The sequence below is a fragment of the Flagellimonas alvinocaridis genome (assembly GCF_965248585.1).
Classification (GTDB): Bacteria; Bacteroidota; Bacteroidia; order Flavobacteriales; family Flavobacteriaceae; genus Flagellimonas; species Flagellimonas alvinocaridis.
This window is the reverse complement of sequence record NZ_OZ252111.1, coordinates 3,439,061-3,464,850: the sequence shown is the minus strand read 5'-3', so window position 1 is coordinate 3,464,850 and position 25,790 is coordinate 3,439,061. Positions and strand designations below refer to the sequence as shown.

The 25,790-nt window shown below is 44.7% G+C and carries 20 protein-coding genes; 14 read left to right on the top strand and 6 right to left on the bottom strand.

What is annotated here, in order from left to right; translation table 11 throughout:
• Positions 1-2: 2 nt before the first annotated feature.
• Together xylA and ACP14V_RS15515 are read right to left on the bottom strand one after the other, a co-directional pair.
• On the bottom strand, positions 3-1,328 hold the full coding sequence (gene xylA / locus ACP14V_RS15520; RefSeq protein WP_272608870.1) for a xylose isomerase: 1,326 nt from the start codon (positions 1,326-1,328) through the stop codon (positions 3-5).
• 13 nt (positions 1,329-1,341) lie between these two features.
• On the bottom strand, positions 1,342-2,832 hold the full coding sequence (locus ACP14V_RS15515; RefSeq protein ID WP_272608869.1) for a xylulokinase: 1,491 nt from the start codon (positions 2,830-2,832) through the stop codon (positions 1,342-1,344).
• Positions 2,833-3,112: 280 nt separating this feature from the next.
• On the opposite strand from ACP14V_RS15515, the gene ACP14V_RS15510 reads away from it, so the two are divergent.
• From ACP14V_RS15510 to ACP14V_RS15500, 3 genes are read left to right on the top strand one after another with little or no spacing between them, the layout of a single operon-like run.
• Positions 3,113-4,321, top strand: coding sequence for a DUF5690 family protein (locus ACP14V_RS15510; protein ID WP_272609310.1), 1,209 nt, complete (start codon positions 3,113-3,115; stop codon positions 4,319-4,321).
• The gene (locus ACP14V_RS15505) at positions 4,311-5,468 is read left to right on the top strand and encodes a TIGR03364 family FAD-dependent oxidoreductase (protein WP_272608868.1); all 1,158 of its coding nucleotides are present in this window, start codon (positions 4,311-4,313) and stop codon (positions 5,466-5,468) included. The genes ACP14V_RS15510 and ACP14V_RS15505 overlap by 11 nt, the downstream gene beginning before the upstream one ends.
• 9 nt (positions 5,469-5,477) lie before the next feature.
• Positions 5,478-6,152, top strand: coding sequence for a phosphonatase-like hydrolase (locus ACP14V_RS15500; RefSeq protein WP_272608867.1), 675 nt, complete (start codon positions 5,478-5,480; stop codon positions 6,150-6,152).
• Here the strand turns inward: ACP14V_RS15500 and ACP14V_RS15495 are convergent.
• Positions 6,149-6,715, bottom strand: a complete 567-nt coding sequence (locus ACP14V_RS15495) for a helix-turn-helix domain-containing protein (protein ID WP_129655114.1) — start codon at positions 6,713-6,715, stop codon at positions 6,149-6,151. The two genes, ACP14V_RS15500 and ACP14V_RS15495, sit on opposite strands and share 4 nt — an antisense overlap.
• Positions 6,716-6,995: 280 nt before the next feature.
• On the opposite strand from ACP14V_RS15495, the gene ACP14V_RS15490 reads away from it, so the two are divergent.
• The 11 genes from ACP14V_RS15490 to ACP14V_RS15440 all read left to right on the top strand — a co-directional run bounded on the left by ACP14V_RS15490 (position 6,996) and on the right by ACP14V_RS15440 (position 23,134).
• A complete protein-coding gene (locus tag ACP14V_RS15490) occupies positions 6,996-10,205 on the top strand; it encodes a SusC/RagA family TonB-linked outer membrane protein (RefSeq protein WP_272608866.1) in 3,210 nt (1,069 codons plus the stop codon).
• A 20-nt stretch (positions 10,206-10,225) separates the two neighbouring features.
• Positions 10,226-11,674, top strand: a complete 1,449-nt coding sequence (locus ACP14V_RS15485) for a SusD/RagB family nutrient-binding outer membrane lipoprotein (RefSeq protein WP_272608865.1) — start codon at positions 10,226-10,228, stop codon at positions 11,672-11,674.
• Positions 11,675-11,751: 77 nt separating this feature from the next.
• Positions 11,752-13,407 carry an alkaline phosphatase family protein gene (locus ACP14V_RS15480; protein WP_272608864.1) on the top strand — a complete coding sequence of 552 codons (1,656 nt, stop codon included), beginning with the start codon at positions 11,752-11,754 and terminating at the stop codon, positions 13,405-13,407.
• A gap of 36 nt (positions 13,408-13,443) precedes the next feature.
• Complete coding sequence (locus ACP14V_RS15475; protein ID WP_272609309.1) at positions 13,444-14,682, top strand: ComEC/Rec2 family competence protein; 1,239 nt, start codon at positions 13,444-13,446, stop codon at positions 14,680-14,682.
• Complete coding sequence (gene pbfA, locus ACP14V_RS15470) at positions 14,660-16,030, top strand: (R)-1-hydroxy-2-aminoethylphosphonate ammonia-lyase (protein ID WP_272608863.1); 1,371 nt, start codon at positions 14,660-14,662, stop codon at positions 16,028-16,030. The genes ACP14V_RS15475 and pbfA overlap by 23 nt, the downstream gene beginning before the upstream one ends.
• On the top strand, positions 16,030-17,619 hold the full coding sequence (locus ACP14V_RS15465; RefSeq protein ID WP_272608862.1) for a fibronectin type III domain-containing protein: 1,590 nt from the start codon (positions 16,030-16,032) through the stop codon (positions 17,617-17,619). Before pbfA ends, ACP14V_RS15465 begins: the two co-directional genes overlap by 1 nt.
• Positions 17,620-17,622: 3 nt before the next feature.
• Positions 17,623-18,699 (top strand): sulfatase-like hydrolase/transferase, encoded by a 1,077-nt coding sequence (locus ACP14V_RS15460; RefSeq protein WP_272608861.1) that lies wholly within the window; start codon positions 17,623-17,625, stop codon positions 18,697-18,699.
• 151 nt (positions 18,700-18,850) lie between these two features.
• On the top strand, positions 18,851-19,483 hold the full coding sequence (locus ACP14V_RS15455; RefSeq protein ID WP_272608860.1) for a Crp/Fnr family transcriptional regulator: 633 nt from the start codon (positions 18,851-18,853) through the stop codon (positions 19,481-19,483).
• Between the two features lie 63 nt (positions 19,484-19,546).
• Complete coding sequence (locus tag ACP14V_RS15450) at positions 19,547-21,280, top strand: SulP family inorganic anion transporter (RefSeq protein WP_272608859.1); 1,734 nt, start codon at positions 19,547-19,549, stop codon at positions 21,278-21,280.
• Positions 21,281-21,336: 56 nt separating this feature from the next.
• Complete coding sequence (locus ACP14V_RS15445) at positions 21,337-22,746, top strand: MBL fold metallo-hydrolase (protein ID WP_272608858.1); 1,410 nt, start codon at positions 21,337-21,339, stop codon at positions 22,744-22,746.
• 4 nt (positions 22,747-22,750) lie between these two features.
• Positions 22,751-23,134, top strand: a complete 384-nt coding sequence (locus ACP14V_RS15440; RefSeq protein WP_272608857.1) for a rhodanese-like domain-containing protein — start codon at positions 22,751-22,753, stop codon at positions 23,132-23,134.
• A gap of 18 nt (positions 23,135-23,152) precedes the next feature.
• Here the strand turns inward: ACP14V_RS15440 and ACP14V_RS15435 are convergent, their stop codons facing one another.
• Genes ACP14V_RS15435 through ACP14V_RS15425 form a run of 3 tightly spaced genes read right to left on the bottom strand, consistent with a single transcriptional unit; the run spans position 23,153 to position 25,709 of the window.
• Complete coding sequence (locus tag ACP14V_RS15435; protein WP_272608856.1) at positions 23,153-24,031, bottom strand: sterol desaturase family protein; 879 nt, start codon at positions 24,029-24,031, stop codon at positions 23,153-23,155.
• Positions 24,032-24,033: 2 nt separating this feature from the next.
• Complete coding sequence (locus tag ACP14V_RS15430) at positions 24,034-24,486, bottom strand: monoheme cytochrome C (RefSeq protein ID WP_313791636.1); 453 nt, start codon at positions 24,484-24,486, stop codon at positions 24,034-24,036.
• Positions 24,487-24,488: 2 nt separating this feature from the next.
• Positions 24,489-25,709: a sulfite oxidase gene (locus ACP14V_RS15425; RefSeq protein WP_272608854.1), complete on the bottom strand. Its 1,221-nt coding sequence runs from the start codon at positions 25,707-25,709 to the stop codon at positions 24,489-24,491.
• Positions 25,710-25,790 lie beyond the last annotated feature (81 nt).

The following is a 25,790-nucleotide window of genomic DNA, read 5'->3' as shown; positions in this document are numbered from 1 at the left end:
GTTTATATATACTGATTGATTATGTTCTCAAACAACTCCTGTTTTCCACTACGCTTTTTGATTTCCGGGTTTTTAGAAGCATGTGCATGTAGGTCTAACAAGGAGAGTGTACCATCTTCAAAGGCTTTTCCGGTGCCGGAATCAAACGAGCTATATCGGTCCCTCCTCATGCTAATATAATTGGAATTTTCCAATATGTCGTTGGCGGCCAATAAGGCTCTTGCAAAAGCATCCATTCCACCGATGTGAGCATGGAAGATGTCCTCCAGGTCGGTAGAGTTTCTTCGGATTTTTGCGTCAAAATTGATTCCACCGCCCTGAAAGCCACCTGCTTGTAGGATAACCAGCATGGCTTGGGCCAGCTCATACACATCTACGGGGAACTGATCGGTATCCCATCCGTTTTGATAATCGCCCCGGTTGGCATCGATGCTGCCCAACATCCCATTGTCTGCCGCAACCTGGAGTTCATGTTCAAAAGTATGCAGGGCCAAGGTGGCATGATTGACTTCGATATTGAGTTTGAAATCGTCCAAAAGGTCATACTTGGTTAGGAAACCGATGACCGTGGCGGCATCAAAATCATATTGGTGTTTGGAAGGCTCCATGGGTTTAGGTTCAATAAAGAACGTTCCTTTGAACCCTTGTTTTCTGGCATAGTCCTTGGCCATGTGCAGGAACCGGGCCATATGGTCCTGTTCGCGACCCATATCGGTGTTCAATAAGGACATATATCCTTCGCGACCTCCCCAGAACACATAATTTTCTCCATTCAGTTTAATGGTGGCATCCAAGGCGTTTTTCACTTGTGCCCCGGCATGGGCCACCACATCAAAGTCTGGGTTGGTGGCCGCCCCGTTCATGTATTTGGGATTGCTGAAGCAATTTGCGGTTCCCCACAATAGTTTTACCCCGGAAGCCTTCATTTTTTCTTGGGCGTAATCGGTAATGATTTCCAATCGTTTTTCAGATTCGGCCAACGAATTCCCTTCGGCAATCAGGTCAAAATCGTGGAAACAATAGTAGGGAGCTCCAATCTTGGTGATAAACTCAAAAGCAGCATCCATTTTGTCTTTGGCCTGTTGAATAGGGTCTGTACTGGTCAACCAAGGAAATTCTTGGGTCGGTGCCCCGAAAGGATCGGCCCCTACACCAGTGAAGGTATGCCAATAGGCAATGGCAAACTTAAAATGCTCCTTCATGGACTTGTTGCCCACCATCTTGTTCTCATCATAATATTTAAAGGCCATGGGATTATGGGATTCCTTTCCTTCAAACTGTATTTTTCCGATTCCTTTGAAAAATTCCTTATCTCCTTTTGTGATCATAGTTTTCTATTGTTCAATGTTCTAGATATGTTTTTAGTTCTTTTTTCCAGTTGTGATAGGCTTCCTGATAATTTTCAGTGGAAGCGTCCGGTTCATACGTCAACTGAACGGCATCCGTGGCCGTAGCTTCAGCGATACTGTCAAAATCCCCATGGGCATAAGCTGCCGCCCTAGCTGCGCCAACAGCTCCCGTGGTCTCTACAATATCTATGCGGCTATTGGTCAGTGAGGCAATGGTCTTGGAAAATATACCTGCCCGAAAGAGATTGTCATTACCTGCTTTGATCGAGGTGATATCCACCCCGTCGTTTTGTAGGATTTCCATGCCGTATACAAAGGAGAATGCAATGCCTTCCAAGGCCGCCCTGAAAATATGGGGAGCTTTGTGTAGGTTAAACCGAAGGTTCAGAATTCGCGAACCTTTCCCAAAATTGTTCAGCATACGTTCGGTGCCATTCCCGAAGGGAAGAATACTCAACCCTTGGGCGCCAATGGGTATGGATTCCGCCATTTGGTTCATTTGGTGATACGAAAGCCCTTGAGTCAGTTCGTTCCTGATCCAGCTATACTGTATTCCCGTACCGTTGATGCAAAGTAGTTTCCCGATTCTTGGGTCCTTTGGCGTATGATTCACATGGGCAAAGCTATTGATGCGGGTGTGTTCTTGGGTGGTTTCTTTATCGGATAGGGCGTAAACCACTCCTGAAGTACCTCCGGTGGCAGCTATCTGTCCGGGTTCCATCACATTCAAGGATAGGGCGTTGTTGGGTTGGTCCCCTGATCGGTAAAGAATGGGGATGCCCTCGGGAAGTCCAGATTCCAAAGCGCCCTGCTTGCTCACAAAACCCTGTTCCGAAAAAGTGGGACGTATTTCAGAGACCAAGGAAGGATCTATACCAGCTTCCTCCAATAACCATGTAGCCACTTCATTGGTTTTAAAATCCCATAAAATTCCTTCGGAAAGCCCAGATGGTGTGGTAACGCAGGAGCCGGATAATTTTAGGGCAATAAAATCGCCGGGTAGCATGAACTTGTGGATGTTCCTAAAAAATTCAGGTTCGTGGTCCTTGACCCATTTTAGTTTGGAAAGCGTGAAATTTCCGGGGGAGTTGAGGAGATGTTCCACACACTTTTCTTTACCGGCCTTGTTGAACAGCTCTTCCCCGGTTTCCACGGCTCTACTATCGCACCAAATTATAGAGGGCCGGATAGGTTTATGGGACTTATCCACCACGACCAAACCGTGCATTTGGTACGATATGCCTATGCCTTTGATGTCTTCTTTGGAAATCCCATTGTTGGAAATAAGCCCATGTACGGCGGTACAAAGGTGTTTCCACCAGAGTTCAGGGTCTTGCTCTCCCCATCCTGGATTTGGGGCCATGATGGGCATTTCCTTTTCGGGTTGTTGTACAACATCCACCACACTTCCATTCTCTGAATTTACCAAGGCCGCCTTAATGGATGAACTGCCAATATCAAAACCTAACCAATATTTAACCATGTTGTTGTCGAGCGCTTCAAATATTCAATTAAAATAGCATTAAAAATTAAATGTCATCCAAGAATCATGATCAAGAGCAATTTAGGATGGAACAGGAATAATTTTTTGCTAACGATTATTTAAACTAAAAAAGCGGATTGTTTTCCAAAAAAAGTGAGTAATTTGAAACTTTATTTTATTATTTGTAAACATTGTGTCAACCCAAAACGCCCATAAAAGACGGTCTTCCCTGGTATTCGTCCTGCACGCCTCCCTAGCGGCTTTTGGCACCTACTTTTGTATGTATGCCTTTCGTAAGCCTTTCACCGTGGCAACGTTTGACGGGCTGGCTTATTTTGGGGTGGATTACAAAATATTGTTGATCATTGCCCAAGTATTGGGATATGCCCTTTCAAAGTTCATCGGAATCAAGGTAATTTCCGAATTGAAACCCAACCGAAGGTTGCTGCTTTTGATTTCCTTGATCTTTCTGGCCGAGATGGCATTGATAGGCTTTGCAACCCTGCCGGCCCCCTATAATATTTTTTTTATGTTTTTGAACGGCATTCCCCTGGGAATGGTCTGGGGCATTGTGTTTTCTTATGTTGAGGGAAGAAGGTTCACCGATGTGTTGGGAGTGATTCTGTGCGCTAGTTTTATCGTTTCAAGTGGGGTGGTAAAATCCGTTGGGCTTTATGTAATGAATTATTGGGGAGTGAGTGAGCTATGGATGCCTTCGGTCACCGGGGCGCTTTTTGTTCTTCCATTATTATTGTCCTCTTACTTTTTACAACGGGTGCCCCCGCCCACAGCTTCGGATATGGAGCAGCGTACCGAACGTGTTCCCATGACCAGTGAAGATCGGAAAGCCCTTGTGAAGAAATTCTTTTTTCCACTTTTGTTGGTGGTCATTTTTTATACCTTTTTGACCGCGTTTAGGGATTTCCGAGACAATTTTGCCAGGGAATTGTGGGACAGTATGGGGTATCAAGGTGATATTTCCGTCTTTTCCACTTCAGAAATCATCATTGCCATTATTGTGCTCTTGATCATAGGCTCCATTTTTTATGTGAAGGATAACTTTAGGGCATTGTTGACGTATCATTTACTGTTGATATTGGGAACCTTGGTACTGGGAATTTCCACTCTCATGTTCCAAATGGGTTTGATGGCCCCCTTTGTTTGGATGGTCTGCACAGGTTTTGGACTCTACATCTGCTATGTACCCTTCAACTGTCTGTTCTTTGATCGTTTCATTGCGGCATTCAAGATAAAGGGCAACTCAGGGTTCCTGATCTATATAGCCGATGCTTTTGGATATGTGGGCAGTGTTTTGGTGCTCCTCTATAAAAACTTTGGTCAGGCCAACCTTTCATGGCTCAACTTCTTTGTATATGGCACATACGCCGTGGCCATTATCGGTATTTGTATATCAGTGGTGCTTTTTGTCCATTTTGGGGCAAGGCATAAATCAGAAAAATTGAACCAGGAATTGGATTATGGACAATAAATATGATGTAGTTGTTGTAGGTGGTGGTATTTTGGGCACGTTTCATGCCTATCATGCCATGGAATTGGGGATGAAGGTCTGTTTGGTTGAAAAGGACAATTATCCCAAGGGCGCTACCACTCAAAATTTTGGACAGGTAGTTCCATCCGGGATGAACACCAAATGGCAAAAGTACGGGCGGGAAAGCCTTCGAATCTATAAAGAGATCCAGTCCCAGTTTGACATCAGCATTCGCCAAAATGGAACAGTGTACTTGGCATCCAATGAAGAAGAGGAGCAATTGTTGGTGGAGCTAAGGGCCATCAACAACAACAATGAATATAGTTCCAAGATGCTGACGAAGAACGAATGCTTGGAGCGGTATCCCGGCCTACGTAGGGATTATGTAAAGGCTGGACTTTTTTTTCCTGATGAGGTGACCGTTGAGCCTAGGACCATGATCCATAGGCTACAGGAATATCTGGTGGCCCAAAATGGATTGGAGATCAAGACAGGATTTTTGGTTTCTTCCTGCGAGAGAACGGGGAGCGAGATAGAAGTACAGAGCTCGATGGGTGAAAGTATCTTTGGTAAAAAGGTGATCATTTGCAACGGTAGCGATTTTAAGAATCTTTACCCTGAATTGTTTGCCCAAAGCGATTTGGAAGTTTCCAAGCTTCAGATGATGCAGACCAAACCCCAGGAAAATTATACCTTGAAAGGGTCCATTTTAACCGGATGGTCCATCAGAAGGTATGAGGCATTTTACGAATGCCCATCCTATCACGAAATAAAGGCCAAGGAACTACCGGATACCCCGCAGAAAAACTGGGGGGTGCACATTTTGTTCAAACAGGCCTTGGACGGTTCGGTGATCTTGGGAGATTCACATCAGTATGCCGATGCGGCCAATATGGATGATTTAGGGTATGATCTTGATATGGATATTGATAACTTTATGGTGGAGGAAGCCAAAAAAATCTTTCAATTGCCCAACTATGAAATTCAGCGTAGGTGGTACGGGATGTATTCGCAATGCAAGACCAGTGACATCTTCAAAAAGACCATTGATGGGGATATCCACATTGTTACCGGTATTGGAGGTAAGGGCATGACAGGGAGTGCCGGGTTTTCAAAAAAGAATATTGCCAAAATTTTAAATCGATAGAAATCGCTTATGAAAGATATGAAACTAGTTGTGTTTGATATGGCCGGAACTACGGTGAACGAGGACAATGTTGTTTACAAAACAGTACAAAAGGCACTGAACAATGCGGGGGTTGATGTTAGCTTGGACCAAGTATTGGAACATGGGGCAGGGAAGGAAAAATATCAAGCCATATTGGACATTGTTGAACAGGTAAATGCCACTGTGGATGCCAAGGAAGTACATGCCCGTTTCAAGGAAATGCTCAAACAAGCCTATGCCGAGTTGGAGGTGACCACTTATGAAGGGGTGGAACAGCTTTTTGAAACCTTGCGTTCCCATGGGATCAAAGTGGTGTTGAACACGGGGTACGACTCCAATACCGCACAATCATTGTTGCAAAAATTGGGTTGGATACCAGGAAATCAAATAGATGCACTGATCACGGCCGATGATGTGGAAGTGGGAAGGCCTTCTTCGGAAATGATCGATAAGGCCATGGCCTTATTCAATATTACCGATCCAGAGCAAGTGCTCAAAGCTGGTGATTCTGAAATAGATATTGAGGAAGGTAAAAACGCCAACTGCGGGATTACTATTGGGGTCCTTACCGGGGCACAGACCCGGGAACAATTGGAGAAAGCCGAGCCAACCTACATCTTGGAGTCATTAAGTGACCTGAAAGAAATCCTGTTCAAGGATTAGATAAAGAAATAGACCACCAACATCTTTGAAGGAACTTTGCCCCTGTTGATGGGAACATGGGGAATCCTTCCATCGAAAAAGATGGAATCCCCTTCCTTCAAAAGTACTTCCTGGTCCCCAATGACGTATGCACACTCACCGGTTAGAATGTATTTGAACTCAAAGGCATCTGTAATTACTTTTTCCCGTTCGGAGTTGGGCTGCACCTCCAAGAGTACACTTTCAAAACCAACGGAGTTCAATTGTTTTCCAAAGATGTAATTGTAGGTAAATCCAATGGCTTCGTCCTCTTTTTCAATGATGGTCTGTTCTTCTTTCCGCGACACCAAAAAGTTGTGCCCATTGACCTTGGGCATACCATCAAAGAAATCGATCATCTCGGTTTCCAAAGCCCCCACGATTTTTAAAAAAACGGGTAAGGAAGGGATGGTCCTGCCATTTTCTATGCGTGAAATCAACCCAGCGGTAACTCCAGCTTGGATGGCAACATCGCTGATCGTCTTTTTGTTGCCTCTCCGTATTTCCTTGATGCGTTTGCCAATGCCTATCAGATAATCATCCATGATAACTTAACCTCGTGTATTTTAGTATTTATAATATTTTGGAAAAAGGAACAAATAAAGTATGTTTCTTAACCTATTGTTAAACAGTAATATATTAAGGTGTTCACTTGGTGCAAGATACCATAAAATTTGAATATTTGTAAATAATGTTTAGCTAACATTATGGCGATTCTTTTAACCTTTCCATATCTTTTTTTTAATCTGTTCAACTGCGTGCCTTAACGCTTGTGTTGGATATTTGTTGATAAATAATTAACCAAATTTTACAAATATTCAACAAATGAAAAAAGCATTCGTAGCGTTTATACTTGCCTTTACCGTAAGTATTGTCGGCTATTCCCAAACCACATTTTCAGGTACGGTTGTGGATGAAAACAGTGTACCGTTGCCTGGGGCATCGGTTGTTGTGAAAGGTAGCACCGTAGGGGTGGCTGCAGATTTTGATGGAAACTTTGAAATTGGAATTCCCCAGGAAGGTGGAATTTTGGTAGTTTCCTATATAGGGTATATAGCCCAAGAATTTGATCCTTCCGGAAAGACCATGGCAACCATTATGCTACAACCCGATTCGCAGCAATTGGATGAAGTGGTGGTTACGGCTTTAGGTATCAAAAGGGAAACCAAAAAATTGGCCTATGCCGTTCAAAAAGTTTCCGGGGAGGAGATTTCTGAAGCAAAGGAAACCAATGTGGTGAACTCACTTGCCGGTAAAATGGCGGGGGTTCAGGTCACTGGAGGGAACTCCGGTGTGGGATCGTCCTCTCAGATCATCATCCGTGGGGAAAATTCATTGAATCCTAGCCCCAATGCCAACTCTCCTTTATTTGTGGTGGATGGTATTCCTATTAATAATAATGTGAGCAGCCGTGGTTCCGAAGGTAACATGGAAGTGGATTACGGGAATGGTGCCATGGACATCAACCCGGATGACGTGGAGACCATGACCGTATTGAAAGGTCCCAATGCAACCGCACTTTATGGTTCAAGAGGTGCCAATGGGGTTGTCCTCATTACCACAAAATCAGGAAGAGGTACAAGAGGTATCGGTGTTTCATATACCAATAACACCACCTTTGAGGATTTGTTGACCTTGCCTAAATATCAAAATAGATACGGACAGGGGTCTGGTGGACAATTTGCCTTTAATGATGGAGGTCAGAACCGTTCCTTGACTGGAGGGGTCAATGACCATGTGGATGAAAGCTGGGGTCCTGCCTTGGACGGACAACTGATTCCACAGCATGACAGCCCTACCAGCAGTGGATTGCGTGCTGGGGATGTACATGTACGACCTAGAAATCCTGATGGTACTTTCGCGGATGAAATCATTGCGACTCCTTTTTCACCGTATCCAAACAATATTGATGATTTCTTCAGGACCGGGTTTACCATGAGTAACAACATTGCATTGACGGGGGGTAATGAAGATGGAAATTTCAGGGTGTCTTTCACCGATTTGCAGAGCGAGAGCGTTATTCCAAACTCCAACTTTAAAAGACGTTCCTACCAAGTGAACGGAACCTATAACCTGACCGATTGGTTGAAGGTGACAGGATCCATGAACTACATCAATTCCAATTCAAGGAACCGTCCCAACAACTCTTATGGAACGGAAAACGTAATGTATCTATGGATCTGGTTCGGTCGTCATATAGACATGAACGGACTAAGGGATTACTGGCAGCCCGGTTTGGAAAATGTACAACAGTACAACTACAACTATAACTACCATGACAACCCGTTCTTTACGGTTTTTGAAAACACAAACGCCTTTAACAAGGACCGTGTGATCACCAACTTGCGGGCCGATTTGCAGTTGACCAAGGATTTGAGCTTTATGTTGCGCTCCGGGTTTGATTATTCCAATGAACTGGATATGCGTAAAAGGGCTTTTTCAACCCAGCGATTCCCAAATGGGCAGTATCGTGAGGACTACATTTATGCCTACGAGCAGAACACCGATTTCCTATTGGCCTATAACAAGGAGTTGAACGAAGATTTTGACTTTGGAATTTCCATGGGGGCCAACCATCGTTCGGCAAAGAACAGATATCAGCGTATCAGCGCCAACTCATTGTCCATTCCTGACATCTACAATTTTGGTAATGCCGCCGAGCCTTTGACACAGAGTGATTACGACAGCAAGTTTACCGTAAACAGTTTGTATGCCTTTTCAAACATTTCCTATAAGGACTATGCGTTCTTGGATGTGACTGCCCGTAACGACTGGTCGTCCACTTTACCCGATGGAAACAATAGCTATTTCTATCCTTCGGTTGGATTGAGTTTCATTCTTTCCGATATGTTTGAGATGCCAAAAGCCATCAGTTTTGCCAAAATCCGTGGAGGATGGGCCAGCGTGGGTAACGATACCGACCCTTACAACTTGGCTGCCACCTATGGTTTTGGAAACACCTTTAATGGATTTTCCAGGGCATATTCACCTTCAGAATTGAAACTGGCAGACCTAAAACCGGAAAGAACCAACTCGTTTGAAGTGGGTGCCGATCTACGATTCTTCCAAAGTCGCCTAGGTTTGGATGTTGCAGCGTACAAGTCTGCTACTGATAACCAAATTCTATCCCTTCCGGTTTCCAACACTTCAGGATATGGATCAAGGATCATCAACGCCGGTGAAGTGGAGAATAAAGGTATTGAGGTTACATTGAGCGCAACTCCTGTAAAGACCAATAACTTTAGCTGGGATACCAATATCAACTTTACCGCCAACCGTGGCGAAGTAAAGGAACTTACCGATGGACTTACCAGTTATTTGGTAAAAGAGAACTACCTACAAGTGGTGGCCGAAGTTGGTGAGCGAATGGGCGATTTGTACGGAACAGGATTTGAGCAGGTTACCGACAAGAGCAGCCCATACTATGGACAGTGGATTATTGATGAGGGTTCAGGCTTGCCTATCCGAAGCAATGAACTGCGCAATCTTGGAAACTACAATCCAGATTTCATGGTAGGTTTCCAAAACAGCTTCCAGTATAAAAACTTCAGGTTCGGATTCCTTTTCGATTGGAGACAAGGTGGGGTGTACCACTCTAGGACCGTTGCCATTGGAGGAACAACAGGAATGTTGGATTTTACAGTGCCAGGACGTGAGACAGGAATCGTTGCGCAAGGTGTGATTGACAATGGGGATGGAAGCTATACACCCAATACGCAGAGTGTGGCCGCATCCAATTACTATTCCCATGTGTACAATAGAAGCAATGAGCAAAGCTCAATGTTCGATGCAACCTATGTGAAACTTCGCGAAGTAAAGTTGGGATATACCTTCCCAAGTAAATTATTGGAAAGAACCCCGATTAGGTCAGCTACCATTTCACTGGTTGGCCGTAACCTCGCTTTGTGGACAGAAAACGACCACGTAGATCCTGAGACCATTTCTTTCTCCGGAGGCAATATTGTGCCCGGTGTAGAAGACATGGCCCTGCCCAGCACCAGAAGTTTTGGACTGAACCTTAATGTAGAATTTTAAATAGTCAAGACGAAAAAAAGATGAAGACATCAAACATCATAGCGTCAATATTTCTAGCGGGAACCTTAATGGTGTCCTGTACCGAAAACTTTGAAGAAATCAATATGAACCCTAATGCCCCGGAGCAGGTAAGTGCCAACTTGCTGGTATCTACCGTGACCTCGGAAATTACCAGAACACTTACAGAAGAGGGCTACAGCGATGGAAACACCATTACTCAATTGATGGCCAAGAACAACTTTCCTGGATTTAGCCAATTTGATTGGGGAGATCAAGGCATGTGGAATTTCTTCTACAATTACTTGCCGGAAATCAACGATATTTTGGAAATATCAAGGGCAGAGGGTACACAAAATGCAACCTATGAAGGGATAGCCCTTACCATGAGGGCCCTTAGTTTTGCCAACCTGACCGACTTGTATGGACATGTTCCTTACTCTGAAGCCATGTCCGGTAAGTCAGATGGAATATTTACTCCGGTATATGATGATCAAGAGACCGTTTATAATGGGGTGTTGCAAGATTTGGCCGACGCAGATGCCGCACTGGCCAAAGGAGAGGCAATTGCAGGTTCTTCAGGAGATGTGATCTTCAATGGGGATGCTACCAAATGGAGAAGATTGGCAAACTCATTGAGACTGCGCTATTTAATGCGGATTTCAAAACGTAGGGATGTTTCTGCCGACATGCAGTCCATTGTCAATGCAGGAAACTATATCGATTCCAATGCGGACAATGCCGTATTGGTGTACAGTGGAACCTCCAACACAGATTCTTGGCCGCAGAGTACTGGCCGTATTGGTGGATTTGACGAGAAAAGCTTGTGTACCACCTTGTTGGATTATTTTGAACGCTTTAATGATCCACGTTTGGATATTTGGTTCGATAGAAACAGTGATGGTGATTGGGTGGGTATCCCAATTGGCCTAAACCAGGACAACGCCCGTGCCTATGATGACGAGTTCAGCCCAAGCAGGTTGGATGTGGAGTTGTTTTATTTTTCTGCCACTCAAGCCGAAGCTTTCATCATGAAAAACTCTGAAGTACAATTTATTTTGGCGGAAGCTGCCGAAAGAGGCATCATTACTGGAAGTGCGGAGAGCTATTACAATGAAGGTATTAGGGCAAGCCTTTCCTATTGGGGGGTTGATGATGCCGACATTGAAGCCTATTTGTTGGAATCCGAAGTGCAATATGATGGTACCTTGGAACTTTTATTGACCCAAAAGACCATTGCCCTTTGGAATGTGGACTATCAAGGTTGGATGGATTACAGAAGAACAGGCATGCCTGCATTGGAAACGGGTCAAGACGACTTGAACGGAGGAAGATATCCCGTTCGTTTCCTTTATCCTTCATCGGAACAAACCCTGAACAAGACCAATTATGACAGTGCCGTAAGTGCCATGGGCGGAGAGGGAGACAATATAAATACCAAAGGTTGGTGGGAAACCGGAACCAGATATTAGTAGAAGAATTCATTCATTTCAGCGAGCAAACGGTTGCCTCTTAATGGGGCAGCCTTTGCTATTTAAGACTTATGACCATGATAAAAAAAGCACTTTGTTTGTTTCTGTTGGCCGTCTTGGTTTTTGCCTGTGACAAAACGGATAAAAAAGAATTCACCATAGATCATGTGGTTGTGATTGGAGTGGATGGGATGAGTCCGGATGGTATCCGAAAAGCAAACACCCCCATGTTGGACTCCATGGTGCATAATGGAGCCGCAACCATGCAGGCAAGGTCGGTCCTACCTTCAAGTTCCAGTCCCAATTGGGCCAGTATGATTATGGGAGCCGATACGGAGCAGCATGGGATCACTTCCAACGGATGGGAGAAATTTGACCATCAATTGCCTCCGGTCGTGGCTACCAAGAACGGAACTTTCCCTACCATCTTTACCCTCTTCAAGGACCAACAGCCAGAAGCCCATGTGGGTGCGATTTACGATTGGGACGGTTTTGGTAGATTGTTTGAAAAGGACGATGTTGATTTTGATATCAATGGCGACCACGAAGATGGGACTACCACAGATGCAATAGCCTACATTAAAGAACACACTCCCAAGTTTACGTTTGTACATCTGGACCATGTGGACCATGCCGGGCACAGTATGGGCCATGGCAGCCGGGAATATTACACTTCTGTTGCAAAAGCGGATTCCTTGATCACTGAGATTGTAAAGGCCACCAAGGAAGCCGGGATGTTTGAAAAGACCTTGTTCATTGTATCTGCCGATCATGGGGGATTGGGTTATGGACATGGTGGGGAGAGTTTGGCCGAAATGACCATTCCATTTATCATGTACGGGGCCGGGGTGAAGAAGGGCTATGAAATTGAAGAAACCGTATACCAATACGACAATGCCCCTACTGTAGCCTACGCCATGGGACTGCAAACCCCACAAGCGTGGATTGGCAGACCTGTAAAAGGGGCTTTTATAGGAAATGAAAAACCCAAACTGACCTACAAGCGAAAAGAGCAGATCACCCAACCCAAGATTCTTCCCGATGCGGGCCATTATGAGCCGGCAGGCGGAGTTTTTAAAGCCGATTCCGTGGCAGTGGTGATACAAAACCCGAACAATAGTGGGGAAATTCGCTATGTGCTGGGGGGTGAGGTGCCAACGGCAACCAATAGCTCAGTGTACCAAGACACCTTCTATCTGAAGGAAACGGCTGTGCTAAAAGCTGCTGTTTTTCAGAATGGAGCCATGGCAAGCACCATGGCCGAGGCTAATTTTAGAATTGTACCCAAAACCAAGGAAGATCCCGTAAAGTTTCAGATATTCTATGGGGAAAAAATGGAAAAGCTTCCCAATTTCTCTACGCTAAAACCGATAAAGGAAGGATATTTAACGGAGTTCTCCCATAAGCAGGCCTTGAGTCCGGACATTCAACAAGATCAGGTGGCCTTGGTGTTGGAAAGCTATTTGGAAATCGAAGAGGAAGGAAAGTATCGCTTCTTTACCAATAGTGATGATGGCAGCAAACTCTATGTGGATGGAACATTGGTGGTGGACAACGACGGGGACCATGGCGTTTTGGAACGTAGTGGAACCATGGAGTTGACCAAGGGACGTCATGAAGTGCGTGTGGAGTTCTTCAATGGTGGCGGGGGCTACCATTTGGATGTAAAGTATCAGGGGGCCAATGTTCCCAAGCAGATTATGCCTGCAAATAAATTATACAGAGTCAAGTAATAGATGTTCCTCAACCTTAAAAAATTGGGTTTTTTGATGTTTGCCCTGTCTGTTTGGATTTCACATGGACAGGATAAACAATTGCCCAATTGGAAGCCTGGTTTTTTGGATATCCACCACATCAACACCGGTAGGGGAGATGCTGCTTTTATGGTATTTCCGGATGGGACAACATTCTTGGTGGATGCTGGCGACATGTCCGAGACCCACCCAAGGACCACATCAAGTAGAAATGCCAAGTTGGTTCCCAATCGGTCAAAAACTGCCCCTGAATGGATTGTGGATTATGTGGACCAATTCATACCTAAAAACCAAAATAGGCAGTTGGATTATGCCTTGATCACCCATTACCACGATGATCATTTTGGGGAGGTGGACTCCCTGCGAAAAATAGCACCGGGAGGGTATCAGTTGACCGGGATTATGGCAGTGGGTTCGTTGTTGCCCATCAAAAAACTGATTGATCGCGGATTTGAGTTTCCCTTGGATTTAAAGGATGCCAAAGTGCAATCCGAGGAACGTTTCTCCAAGGATACATACGGCATGGTTTCCACCTTGAAGGAATATTGGAAGTTCATCGATTATCAATCCAAAGAAAACGGATTGGAAAATGAAGCCTTGAAAGTGGGTGCCGTGGACCAAATCGTTTTGAAGCACAATCCAAAGGATTATCCTGATTTTTCCGTTCGAAATATTGCCTCCAATGGAGTAATCTGGACTGGAGAGGACGAAAATAAGTTTTCCCTTTTTAAAGCTGGAGAATATCCGGGTGAAAACCCCTTGAGCAATTGTATCAGGATAGATTATGGGAAATTCAACTATTTTACCGGAGGGGATATTGCGGGAATCGATGGGTTTGGGCAAACGGACCTCAACGCCCTTGAATCGCATGTGGCACCCGTCATTGGCCCGGTGGATGTGGCCACGTTGAATCATCATGGTAATCGGGATTCCCAGAACCCCTATTATGTCCGTACCATTAGGCCGCGGGTTTGGATCCAACAAAACTGGACGGCTGACCATCCGGGGGAGGAGGTACTGCGAAGAATCACCTCTAAACAACTCTATCCTGGCGATCGCGATATTTTCTCCACCATTATGCTGCAGGGGACCAAGGATGTCATAGGGGGCAAGGTGAATCAATACAAAAGTCAGGAAGGACACATTGTGGTTCGGGTGTATGATAACGGAAACATGTACGATATTTATGTGTTGGACGACACATCCGAAGAACGTAAAATACGAGCAAAATATGGACCATACAAAGCGAGATAGGCACAGCGGGGAATATGTTGTGGAAGGAGACATCAACCTAACCTCCGCGAGAGGGAAGTGGGTAGAAGGCGATGTGAACGAACAAACCAAGGAACTATTGGAAAAAGATGCCAAGTACTTTTTGCATCAATCCATGTCAACCCCTTGTTTGGATGTCTTGAAAAACTGCGAAGGCTCATATATTGAAAGCATTTCAGGTAAAAAATACCTCGACTTCCATGGAAACAATGTGCATCAAATTGGGTTTTCCAATCCCAAATTGGTGGGTCGGTTGACGGAACAATTACAAGGATTGACCTTTTCTACCCGAAGATATACCAATGAGGTGGCCATAAAATTTGCCGAAAAGTTGACCTCGGTCTGTCCGAAGGGCCTCAATAGGGTATTGCTCACCCCAAACGGAAGCTCCGCAATTGGCATTGCCTTGAAATTGGCACGGGCGGTTACGGGAAAGCACAAGGTGGTTTCGTTTTGGGATTCCTTCCATGGCGCTTCACTGGATGCCATCAGCGTAGGGGGCGAATCGGTTTTTAGGGAGCATATGGGTCCTTTGATGCCCGGTGTGGAACGCATTCCACCCCCAATTACCTACAGGGGCATTTTTGAAGGAAATGAAGATAAAGCACTGGAATATTTGGAGTACGTACTTTCCAAGGACAACCAGATAGGGGCCTTGTTGGCGGAGACTATCAGGAATACCGATGTGCAGATTCCTTCGGAAAAATTTTGGAAAGGGGCCCGCGAACTTTGTACCAAGCATGGAGTATTGTTGATTTTGGATGAAATTCCAATCGCTTTGGGAAGGACCGGAAAAATGTTCGCTTTTGAACACTATGGCATTGAACCCGACATCCTTTGTCTTGGCAAGGGATTGGGAGGGGGGATCATTCCCCAAGCCGCCATTGTAACCCGGGATGAATACAACACCTTTGGGCATATCTCCTTGGGGCACTATACCCACGAGAAAAGTCCGCTGGGGGCCATGGCGGGCTTGACGGTTCTTGACATCATCGAGGAAGAGAACCTTTTGGACAAGGTAAAAACCCACGAAGCCTTTCTAAAAAATGCACTGTACAAATTGCACCGAAAATATTCCTTGATCGGCGATGTAAGGGGCATGGGCTTGCTTTGGGGTATAGAACTGGTCACCAATAGGACCACCAAGGAAAAAGCTGTTGTGGAGGCCGAGGAAATCATGTACGAATGTCTAAAATTGGGATTGAGCTTTAAGGTTTCCAAAGGAAACGTACTGCAATTATCCCCCCCACTGACCATATCACAAGAAGAACTGGAAAAAGCCTTGGAAATATTGAACGAGGCCTTCCTTAAAACCAATGCAATTGTCTAATGAAAAAGATCAACCAACTATTATTCTATTTTTTTGCAGGTACGGTCATGGCCGTGGCCCAGGAACAACCCCAAATTTTGGTGCAGCCCTATTTGCAGGATGCACAACCCAACTCCATCATCATCAAATGGGAGACCAGTAGCGGGGAGGAAAGTATTGTGGAATGGGGAGCCACGGAAAAATTGGGAAAGAAGACCCAAGGGATAGCCTATGATGTCAACTTTTCGGATACGAGGATCCATGAGGTGAAGTTAACAGGTCTGCAACGGTTCACCGAATACTACTACCGGGTAAGGACGGGCAAGGTGAAATCGGATATTTATCAATTTAAGACCCCACCTTTTGCCAGCGACCAGGAATCATTCAATATTGTGGCCATGAGCGATATGCAATACGACAGTCAAAACCCCAACAAGTTTTCCGAAATGGTGAATGAAGGGGTGATACAGTACTTGGAACAGGAGTTTGAAGGCAAATTGCCCGAAAATTTGGCCTTGGTGATGATTCCCGGAGATTTGGTGGCCACAGGAAGCAACTACAGTCAGTGGAAGAACCATTTTTTTGACCCAGCCCAAAAGCTTTTTGCAGAAGTTCCCGTATATCCCGTTTTGGGCAATCATGAGCGGAACTCCGTATTCTATTTCAAATATTTTAGTCTTCCCGAAAATGGTACCCCGGCCTATGCCGAACATTGGTGGTATAAGGACTACGGCAATACACGGGTCATTGGATTGAATTCCAATGAAGGCTACCGCGATTTAAGGGAACAATACGAATGGTTGGAAAACGTCTTGGCCGAAACCGAGAAAAATGATGCCATTGACTTTGTTTTTGCCCAATTGCACCATCCCCATAAATCGGAACTTTGGATTCCCGGAGAGGAAGAATCAACCGGAAAAGTAGTGAAGATGTTAGAAGCGTTTTCCACCAAGACAGGAAAACCCAGTATCCACTTTTTTGGCCATACACACGGCTATTCCCGGGGACAGTCCCGGGACCATAAGCATTTGTGGGTGAATGTGGCATCGGCAGGTGGAGCCATAGACAATTGGGGCGAGTTTGAAGGTAGGGATTATGATGAGTTTACCGTGACCCAGGACGAATACGGATTTGTAATGGTTGAAGTGGATGGTAACCGGGAAGACCCCAAATTTACCATTAAACGCATCAGTAGGGGAAATGAAGAAGATTTTAGGGACAACGAACTTCGTGATAGCATCACCATCTGGAGAAAGGAACGGAAGCCAGTTGCACCCATGCCTTTGACCCCAAAAGAAGATCAAGAGGCAAGTATAGAAGGAACCATCCTTAAAGCCGGAACTTTTGAAAGTAGTCATCAGGGAACCTTTCATGCGGCATCGCATTGGCAGGTTTCAGAGGCCAAGGACTTTGAAAAGTTGGCCTTTGAAAGCTGGAAGCAGCATGAAAACTGGTACTACAAGGAAAACAGACAAAGGGATGATGACCTTACGGATGAAAAGACCAAGCGTCTAAAACCAAATACCACGTATTTTTGGCGAGTAAGATACCGGGACCAAAACCTGAATTGGAGCGATTGGTCCGAAATAACATCCTTTAAAACCAAATAAAACATGAAGAACAGGATTTTGCTTTTGATCACGGCATTTGTGGCCATTATTCATTTGGGGAATGCCCAAGACTCCAACAGCACTAAAGTTATTTTAATTACGTTGGACGGGTTCCGTTGGCAGGAACTTTTTACGGGGGCAGATTCCCTTTTGGTAGCGAACAAGGAATACGTTCACAATCCGGATATGTTGAAGAATACCTACTGGAGGGATACCCCAAGAGAACGAAGAGAGGTGCTTTTGCCATTTGTATGGGGTCAAGTGTCCAAAATGGGCCAATTGCATGGCAACAGGAGCCTGGACAGCAAAGTGAACCTTACTAATACCATGTGGTTCTCCTATCCAGGCTATAACGAGATACTTACCGGTACCGCGGACGATGCCAGAATCACCAGTAACGATAAGATGAACAACCCCAACACTACCATTTTGGAACGGTACAACAATTCCCCCGAAGGGAAGGGAAAGGTTGCTGCATTTGGGAGCTGGGATGTGTTTCCGTATATCATCAACGAAGAGCGATCAGGGATTCCCGTAAACGCCGGTTTTGAATCGGCCACCGAAAACCTGAACGAGCGCGAGAAATTCCTCAACCAATTGCAGGAACAGATTCCCAGCCCTTGGGGCAGTGTTCGGTTGGATGCCTTTACCCATCACTATGCCTTGGAGCATATGAAAAAAGAGCATCCCGATCTGGTCTACATTTCCTACGGGGAAACCGACGATTTTGCACATGATGGGGATTATCAATCCTATTTGAAATCGGCCCACAACACCGATGCCCTGATCAAGGAACTTTGGGAGTTTGCCCAAGAAGATGAATTCTATAAGGGCCAAACCGTCTTTTTGATCACCACCGATCATGGTAGGGGCACCCAACCCTTGGATACTTGGAGAAGCCATGGAAGTAAGATCAATGGGGCAGGCCAAGTTTGGTTGATTGCCTTCGGAAAGGGCGTTAAAGCATTGGGAGAGATGGAAAATGAACAGTTATACTCCAATCAGATTGCCCCCACGGTGCTACAGCTCTTGGATATTCCCATAGTCAAAGAAATCAAGGGGAGTCCCTTAAAATTATAAGTACGTCAGTTTTATTTTCAGTTAATTAGTTTGAGTTAGTTTGTCAGGGCCCGCACGAAGTGCGGGCCCTTGCTTTTTATGGATTTTCATCTTATCGTGGTCATGGGTGTTTTTGCCTAAAATGGTTACCTTAGAGGGGTATAACTTTTATATGAAAGAAGAACTTTTAGGAACATTCAGTTCCCATTTTGAGCAACCCCTTATTGATGAGATTATTGAAGTAGGCAAGTGCATGGAAGTCCCTGCAGGTGAGACCATCATGGATATCGGAAACTATATCAGAAGTATTCCATTGCTGCTTTCTGGAGCCATTAAAGTGTTACGGGAAGATGATGAGGGTGATGAATTGTTGCTCTACTATCTGGAACAAGGGGAGACCTGTTCCGTGACCATGGCCTGTTGCATGGGACACACCCAAAGCGAGATCAGGGCCATTGCCGAGACCGATGCCAAAATTGTTATGGTACCCGTCCAAAAAATGGAGGAATGGATGGGCAAGTACAAAGGATGGCGCAATTATGTGTTCGAAAGCTACCATAACCGATTGAATGAACTATTGCAGACGGTGGACAGTATTGCCTTTAAAAATTTAGATCAGCGCTTGGTGGACTACCTCAAAAAGAAAATTGAGGTGACCAACGACAATCAGATACGAAGTACCCATCAAGAGATTGCCTATGATTTGCATACCTCGAGGGTAGTGATATCACGCTTGTTGAAAAAGCTCGAGAAAATGAAGAAATTGGTCCTTCACAGGAATTACATCCAGATTTTGGATCTATAGGTCTGTGCCTTTGGTTACTGTAAAGCAACACACGGAACCGTATTTTTGTTCAAAACCAATCCTATGCTTAAACGGTTTTTTCCCTTTTTATCGTGGTTGAAGACCTATAATCGTTCACTCCTTTATGGGGACCTTATTGCCGGACTCACCTTGGGGGTCATGTTGGTGCCCCAGGGGATGGCTTATGCCATGATTGCGGGAATGCCCCCAATTTATGGGCTTTACGCTGCATTGGTTCCGCAGATTGTCTATGCATTGACAGGGACATCTCGCCAACTGGCGGTGGGCCCGGTGGCCATGGATTCCCTATTGGTGGCGGCAGGAGTAGGCGCTTTACAACTTGCCAACACCCAAGATTATATTGCAGCCGTACTTCTTTTAGCTCTTCTTATAGGGGGTGTTCAATTGGTATTGGGTTTTTTTAGAATGGGATTTTTTGTCAATTTTTTGTCCAAACCCGTCATTAGTGGATTTACCTCGGCTGCGGCCATTTTGATTGGATTGGGCCAACTGAAACATATTTTTGGGGTCCAGATTTCGCAATCCAGCAAAATACACCAGCTGTTGGGAAATATTTTTGACAGTTTGGGGCAGATCAACCTCTATGCGTTGGGATTGGGTATTGTTGCCATTCTTCTTATCCTCCTCATGAACCGCATCAGCAAAAAAATACCCACACCGCTAATCATTGTAATAATAGGGGTTTTGGCTGTGCTGTTTTTGAATTTGGAAACCAAGGGAATCCAGGTGGTGGGAGAAGTGCCTATAGGACTACCCAATTTTCAAATACCAGTTTTGCAATGGGAGCTAACAGGACAATTGTTGCCCATAGCCATTACGGTGGCCCTATTTGGGTTCATGGAGTCTATTTCCATTGCCAAGACCATCGAAGAAAAACACAAGGATTATGAGCTCGATGCTAATCAAGAACTCAGGGCTTTGGGTCTTTCCAATCTTTTGGGATCTCTTTTTCAATCCTTTCCCGTATCTGGAAGCTTTTCTAGGACTGCGGTCAATGAGCAGGCCGGGGCAAAGACAGGAATGGCACTTATTTTTAGTGCGCTGTTGATTGCTGGCGTCCTTTTGTTTTTAACACCCTTGTTCCATGATTTGCCAGCTGCGGCATTGGGGGCAATCATTATTGTATCGGTCTTTGGACTTATCGATGTAAACTACCCGGCACAGCTTTTTAAAAGTAGAAAAGACGAGTTTTTATTATTGATTGCCACTTTTTTGATGACATTGTTTATTGGGTTGATAGAAGGAATATTATTGGGCGTTTTGTTGTCCCTTCTCCTTTTGGTATACCGAATTTCCAATCCCCATATTGCCGTTTTGGGACGCATAAAAGGCACTGATTATTTTAAGAATGTAAACCGGTTTCCGGAAGAAGTGGAGGTAGAGACTGACAAGCTCATCATTCGATTTGATGCCCAACTGTATTTTGGCAACAAGGATTACTTCAAAAAACAGCTTTATCAACAAATAGAAAAAAAAGGAAGTGGGTTGAAGTATATCATCCTTAATGCGGAGGCCATCAACTATATTGATAGCAGTGCAACAACGCTTTTGGAGAGGATTATTTTGGATTTACGGGAAAGGGGTGTCCAATTGTTGATAACAGGTGCCATAGGGCCCACAAGGGATATTTTGTACGACAGTGGGCTTATCAATGTCATTGGTGAGGAAAACCTTTTTGTACAAACATTTGAGGCAGTGGACTGTTGCTCCGACCACAGGGAAAGGACTGGAATTCAGAAAAGGGTCTCGCTGCAATCCAAAACAAAGACTTTGTAACTTTGGTAACTGTGCAGGTGAAAGTACCTATGTATTTTTGACAAAAATCTTAAGACATGAAAATTGAACAAATCTATACTGGATGTTTGGCCCAAGGGGCATATTATATAGAAAGCGAAGGCGAAGTGGCCATTATTGACCCACTTAGGGAAGTAAAGCCATATATTAAAAAGGCCAAGGAGCGTGGGGCGACCATAAAATATATTTTTGAGACCCATTTCCATGCCGATTTTGTAAGTGGTCATGTGACCTTGTCCAAAGAGACCGGGGCTCCCATTGTTTATGGCCCTACCGCCCAACCTTCTTTTGATGCTATTATCGCAGAGGACGGGCAAGAGTTTAAACTCGGTAAGATTACCATTAAAACGCTACACACTCCTGGGCATACCATGGAGAGTACCACCTATTTGTTAAGAGATGCAAATGGAAAGGACCATGCCATTTTTAGTGGCGATACACTGTTCTTGGGCGACGTGGGGCGTCCGGATTTGGCCCAAAAAGCAGCGCATATGACCCAAGAGGAGTTGGCCGGCACCTTGTACGACAGCCTTCGAAACAAAATCATGCCCTTGGCCGATGATGTCATTGTGTACCCAGCACACGGTGCAGGCTCTGCCTGTGGAAAGAACATGATGAAGGAAACCGTGGACACCCTAGGTAATCAGAAGAAAATGAACTATGCCCTACGGGCAGATATGAACAAAGAAGAATTTGTCAAGGAGGTCACCGATGGCCTTTTGCCACCTCCCCAATATTTCCCATTGAATGTGAAAATGAACAAGGAAGGGTATGAGGATATAGATACTGTCCTAAAAAGAGGAACCCAAGCCTTAAGTCCAGATGCATTTGAGGCAGCGGCCAATGAAACAGGCGCTGTGGTTTTGGATGTGCGTCACCAAACCGATTTCGCCAAGGCACATGTACCACGATCTATTTTCATTGGACTGGATGGAAGTTTTGCCCCATGGGTAGGCGCTTTGATTGCAGATGTGGAACAACCTATTCTTTTAGTGGCTCCAGAAGGTAGGGAAGAAGAGACCATTACCCGCCTCTCCAGAGTAGGGTTCGATGGTACTTTTGGATATTTGAAAGGTGGATTGAAAGCGTGGAAAGCAGCAGGCAAGGAAGTGGATACGGTAAAAAGCGTTTCTGCGGATGAATTAAAAAAAGCCATGGAAGAAAAAGTCCCTGTATTTGATGTTAGGAAGGAAACGGAATATCAGGCTGAACATGCGGAGAATGCCATATTGACCCCATTGGACTTTTTAAACGATTATCTGGCTGAATATCCAGAGAATGAAACCTTTTATATTCACTGTGCTGGAGGATATAGAAGTATGATAGCGGCTTCTATCCTAAAAAGCAGGGGAATACATAATCTTATTGATGTGGCCGGTGGTTTTGGTGCCATGAAAACAGCAGGGATTCCTGTAACGGATTACGTTTGTCCAACTACTTTAAAATAATAACATGCGAAAAGCACTAAAATTTACCCTCTTTACTTTTAGTTTTTTGTGGATGATGTCTTGTCTTCCCCAACAAAAGGAAGTGGTGAAAAAAATAGATAAGGCCACCGTGCAGGCTGAAGTGATAGCCAAAGATGTGCAGTTAGTTGATGTGAGGACTCCAGCCGAATACGACCAAGGGCATATTGATGATGCTGTTAATTTTGATGTGAGCGATACCGAGACTTTTTCAACCCAGATAGAAAACTTGGACAAGGACAAACCGATATATGTCTATTGCAAAAAGGGAGGGCGAAGTAATAAGGCCGCTGAAATTCTAAAGACCAAAGGATTTACCCAAATCTATGATTACTCAGGAGGCTATGATGATTGGAAGAAAATAGAATAGCTCCCTTTCCAAGGGAATTTATTTTTTCCTTTTTCGGAATCCGTGAACCAACTGTCCCCAAAACCCTTTGGGCAGGGTTTCGTCACCCGGAAACCCCAATCTAATCTTTCCACTGCTTTCCGGAACATAATTGGTGCGGAACATGTAATCCCAAAGGCTAAGGCTTATTCCAAAATTCATCCCATAGGGATGTTCTTTCGGAAGATTGTAGGCATGATGGTATAAATGCATCACGGGATTGTTCAAAATGTATTTCAATGGTCCCCAGGTAAGTTTTATGTTGGAGTGGTTAAAATGCCCAATGGCAATGGCAGCAAAATGTACAATAAAGGCTTGCTCAGGCTCAAATCCGCCCAAAACCATAACGCCCAAAGTTTTTAGGGGTTTGTAGAGGATGTTTTCCATCCAATGGTAGCGGAGGTGGGCGGCAAACCCCATTTCCTTAACGCTGTGGTGTACCTTGTGAAACTCCCAAAAAGCTGGTACCCTGTGCAAGAGCACATGGGTGAACCACTGCACAAAATCGAGCACAATAAAGAAAACCAGTAATTGGACCCATTGCGGCCAGAGGGTAACATCCACTAGGGCTAGACTCTTTGAGCTGATGCCCATATCCAAAAAGAGAATTCCTAGCACTTTGTACACGCCACTTACGACTATGGCAAAAATGAAAAAGTTGAAGAACATGTAAAAAGCATCCAACCAAAAGTCCTTTCTAAAAATGGACTGTTCCTTCCGCCAGGGAAAAAGAATTTCCAATCCCCATGCCAAAAGTGAAATGGCAATAAGCCCCCAAAAATAGTTGGTGTACCACGGCACTTGGAACAATATGGATTTCCAGGTCCATTGGGCCGTTCCCAAAAATCCGTTCAACAAAGCGTCTAGATATTCTCCCATGGTCAATTTAGTTCGTACCATTCGGCAACTTCCAAATTCTGTCGCCTTCCTTTGTTGGTCGGCGCATAGTTTTTGGACAGATAATTTAAAATAAGCTTTTCATTTGCGCCCAAATCCCATAGGTTTTGGGTCTCTTGCATCCACACAATGGTGGCTTTCCAACCTTCCCGGCTCATCCGGTTTTGGGTGACCAATTTTGCAGAATGACAGCCCGTACAATTTTGAATGGTGACCTGCATTCCTTCATCTTCAATAAAACCTGTGGCCAGATGTATGCCGTTTTCCACTTTGTCGAAATCTTCTTCACTGATTTCCACAGGAATTTCTTCAAGATTTATTTTTGGTTTTCTGTTGTTGAAATAGAAGAGTCCTCCGAACAAGACCAACATCAGTAATAGAAAGATGGCTAAAACCGATACAAATGCTTTTATCTGTTCTTCAAAATTGGGCTTCATGCTCATACCATTTTAATAGCTATTCTATGACAGGCATTGTTCAGGTATCCCTTGGGATTCCATCCGGGCAAAACCATGGGCTGGGATTTCCCTTGCGAATCCGTGGCTCTTGCCCAAACTTCGTAATAGCCTTTTTTTGGAAATGATATTGAGGCCTTGAAATGTTGCCAGGCAAGTCGATTGGAGGGCTTTTTTAAGGCACAGTTGTGCCATGTGCTTCCAAAATCTATGGAATATTCCATTTTGGAGACCTCAAGTTCCCCGGCCCATGCATGACCGTTAATTTGTAGGATCTGTCCTTTTTTTATGAGTGCTCCGCTCTTGGGAAAGGTAATCAGGGATTTCACGGGCATGGATTCAATAATACACATATTTTCATCATCCACTTTGGTGCCGGGAGAAACCGTCTCGCAGGGAACCCGGTAAGAACTTCCTCCCATTTTTTCACCATCATGTACCTTGTTTCGCACACTGATACGAGTCAGCCATTTTCCCGATGTGGAGGCTGGCCATCCACCACACACCAACCGAAGTGGAAATCCGTGCGCCAATGGAATGTCCTCGCCATTCATGGAAAACGCCAAAAGCGTTTCGTTCTGCATTGCTTTTGCTATAGGAACCCCTCTGGAAATAGGTTCTTTTCTTGGGTCGCCACTTAAATGGGTGTCGGCCGCATGGTACCCAATGTATACCGCATCTGGGTTTATGCCCACATCTTCAAGTACATCGCGAAGACGTACCCCGGTCCATTCGGCACAAGAGACGGCCCCAACGGTCCATTGGTTTCCCTTTGCGGGTGGATTGAACTCGCTTCGCCCATTTCCACCACACTCCAAGGTAAGTTGATAGGTATGCTTTGTAAATCGTTGTTTGAGTTCATCCAAGGTATACGTTTTTGGGTTTTTCACAGATTCCCCATCTATGGTCAAAGCCCATGTGGAAACATCTATGTTCTTTGGGATTTTCCCATTGTTTCGGATGAACATGTATTTGTTGGGGGTGATGTCGTCATTCAACAAATGGGCCTTGGCCTCCATGTTCCATGGTTTGTCATTCAGGACAACCATTTCCTTGTCCTTGTTAAAAAGTTTAAACGGGTCTGGATCTTGGAGCCCCACTGGGAAATAGTTTTGGGGCATTTTGTGACCAAAGACCACTTCGGCTCCCAGAATGCCTGCCATGGTAGCCAATGATAATTTTTGAGTGAACTTTCTTCTTTCCATAAAAAACCAAACCTAAATCTATGATAAAAATAAATAGAACTGTGTAACCCATGTTACCGAATTCTTTCTAGATGTGCTATA

Bases quoted from the DNA above. Each gene is read 5' to 3' on its own strand.
- pbfA (WP_272608863.1), top strand. From the start codon at position 14,660: ATGGACCATACAAAGCGAGATAGGCACAGCGGGGAATATGTTGTGGAA.
- ACP14V_RS15460 (WP_272608861.1), top strand. From the start codon at position 17,623: ATGAAGAACAGGATTTTGCTTTTGATCACGGCATTTGTGGCCATTATT.
- ACP14V_RS15485 (WP_272608865.1), top strand. From the start codon at position 10,226: ATGAAGACATCAAACATCATAGCGTCAATATTTCTAGCGGGAACCTTA.
- ACP14V_RS15510 (WP_272609310.1), top strand. From the start codon at position 3,113: ATGTATGCCTTTCGTAAGCCTTTCACCGTGGCAACGTTTGACGGGCTG.
- ACP14V_RS15450 (WP_272608859.1), top strand. From the start codon at position 19,547: ATGCTTAAACGGTTTTTTCCCTTTTTATCGTGGTTGAAGACCTATAAT.
- ACP14V_RS15480 (WP_272608864.1), top strand. From the start codon at position 11,752: ATGATAAAAAAAGCACTTTGTTTGTTTCTGTTGGCCGTCTTGGTTTTT.
- ACP14V_RS15435 (WP_272608856.1), bottom strand. From the start codon at position 24,031: ATGGGAGAATATCTAGACGCTTTGTTGAACGGATTTTTGGGAACGGCC.
- ACP14V_RS15505 (WP_272608868.1), top strand. From the start codon at position 4,311: ATGGACAATAAATATGATGTAGTTGTTGTAGGTGGTGGTATTTTGGGC.
- ACP14V_RS15425 (WP_272608854.1), bottom strand. From the start codon at position 25,709: ATGGAAAGAAGAAAGTTCACTCAAAAATTATCATTGGCTACCATGGCA.
- ACP14V_RS15445 (WP_272608858.1), top strand. From the start codon at position 21,337: ATGAAAATTGAACAAATCTATACTGGATGTTTGGCCCAAGGGGCATAT.
- ACP14V_RS15440 (WP_272608857.1), top strand. From the start codon at position 22,751: ATGCGAAAAGCACTAAAATTTACCCTCTTTACTTTTAGTTTTTTGTGG.
- ACP14V_RS15515 (WP_272608869.1), bottom strand. From the start codon at position 2,832: ATGGTTAAATATTGGTTAGGTTTTGATATTGGCAGTTCATCCATTAAG.
- ACP14V_RS15500 (WP_272608867.1), top strand. From the start codon at position 5,478: ATGAAAGATATGAAACTAGTTGTGTTTGATATGGCCGGAACTACGGTG.
- ACP14V_RS15455 (WP_272608860.1), top strand. From the start codon at position 18,851: ATGAAAGAAGAACTTTTAGGAACATTCAGTTCCCATTTTGAGCAACCC.
- ACP14V_RS15475 (WP_272609309.1), top strand. From the start codon at position 13,444: ATGTTTGCCCTGTCTGTTTGGATTTCACATGGACAGGATAAACAATTG.
- xylA (WP_272608870.1), bottom strand. From the start codon at position 1,328: ATGATCACAAAAGGAGATAAGGAATTTTTCAAAGGAATCGGAAAAATA.
- ACP14V_RS15465 (WP_272608862.1), top strand. From the start codon at position 16,030: ATGAAAAAGATCAACCAACTATTATTCTATTTTTTTGCAGGTACGGTC.
- ACP14V_RS15495 (WP_129655114.1), bottom strand. From the start codon at position 6,715: ATGGATGATTATCTGATAGGCATTGGCAAACGCATCAAGGAAATACGG.
- ACP14V_RS15430 (WP_313791636.1), bottom strand. From the start codon at position 24,486: ATGAAGCCCAATTTTGAAGAACAGATAAAAGCATTTGTATCGGTTTTA.
- ACP14V_RS15490 (WP_272608866.1), top strand. From the start codon at position 6,996: ATGAAAAAAGCATTCGTAGCGTTTATACTTGCCTTTACCGTAAGTATT.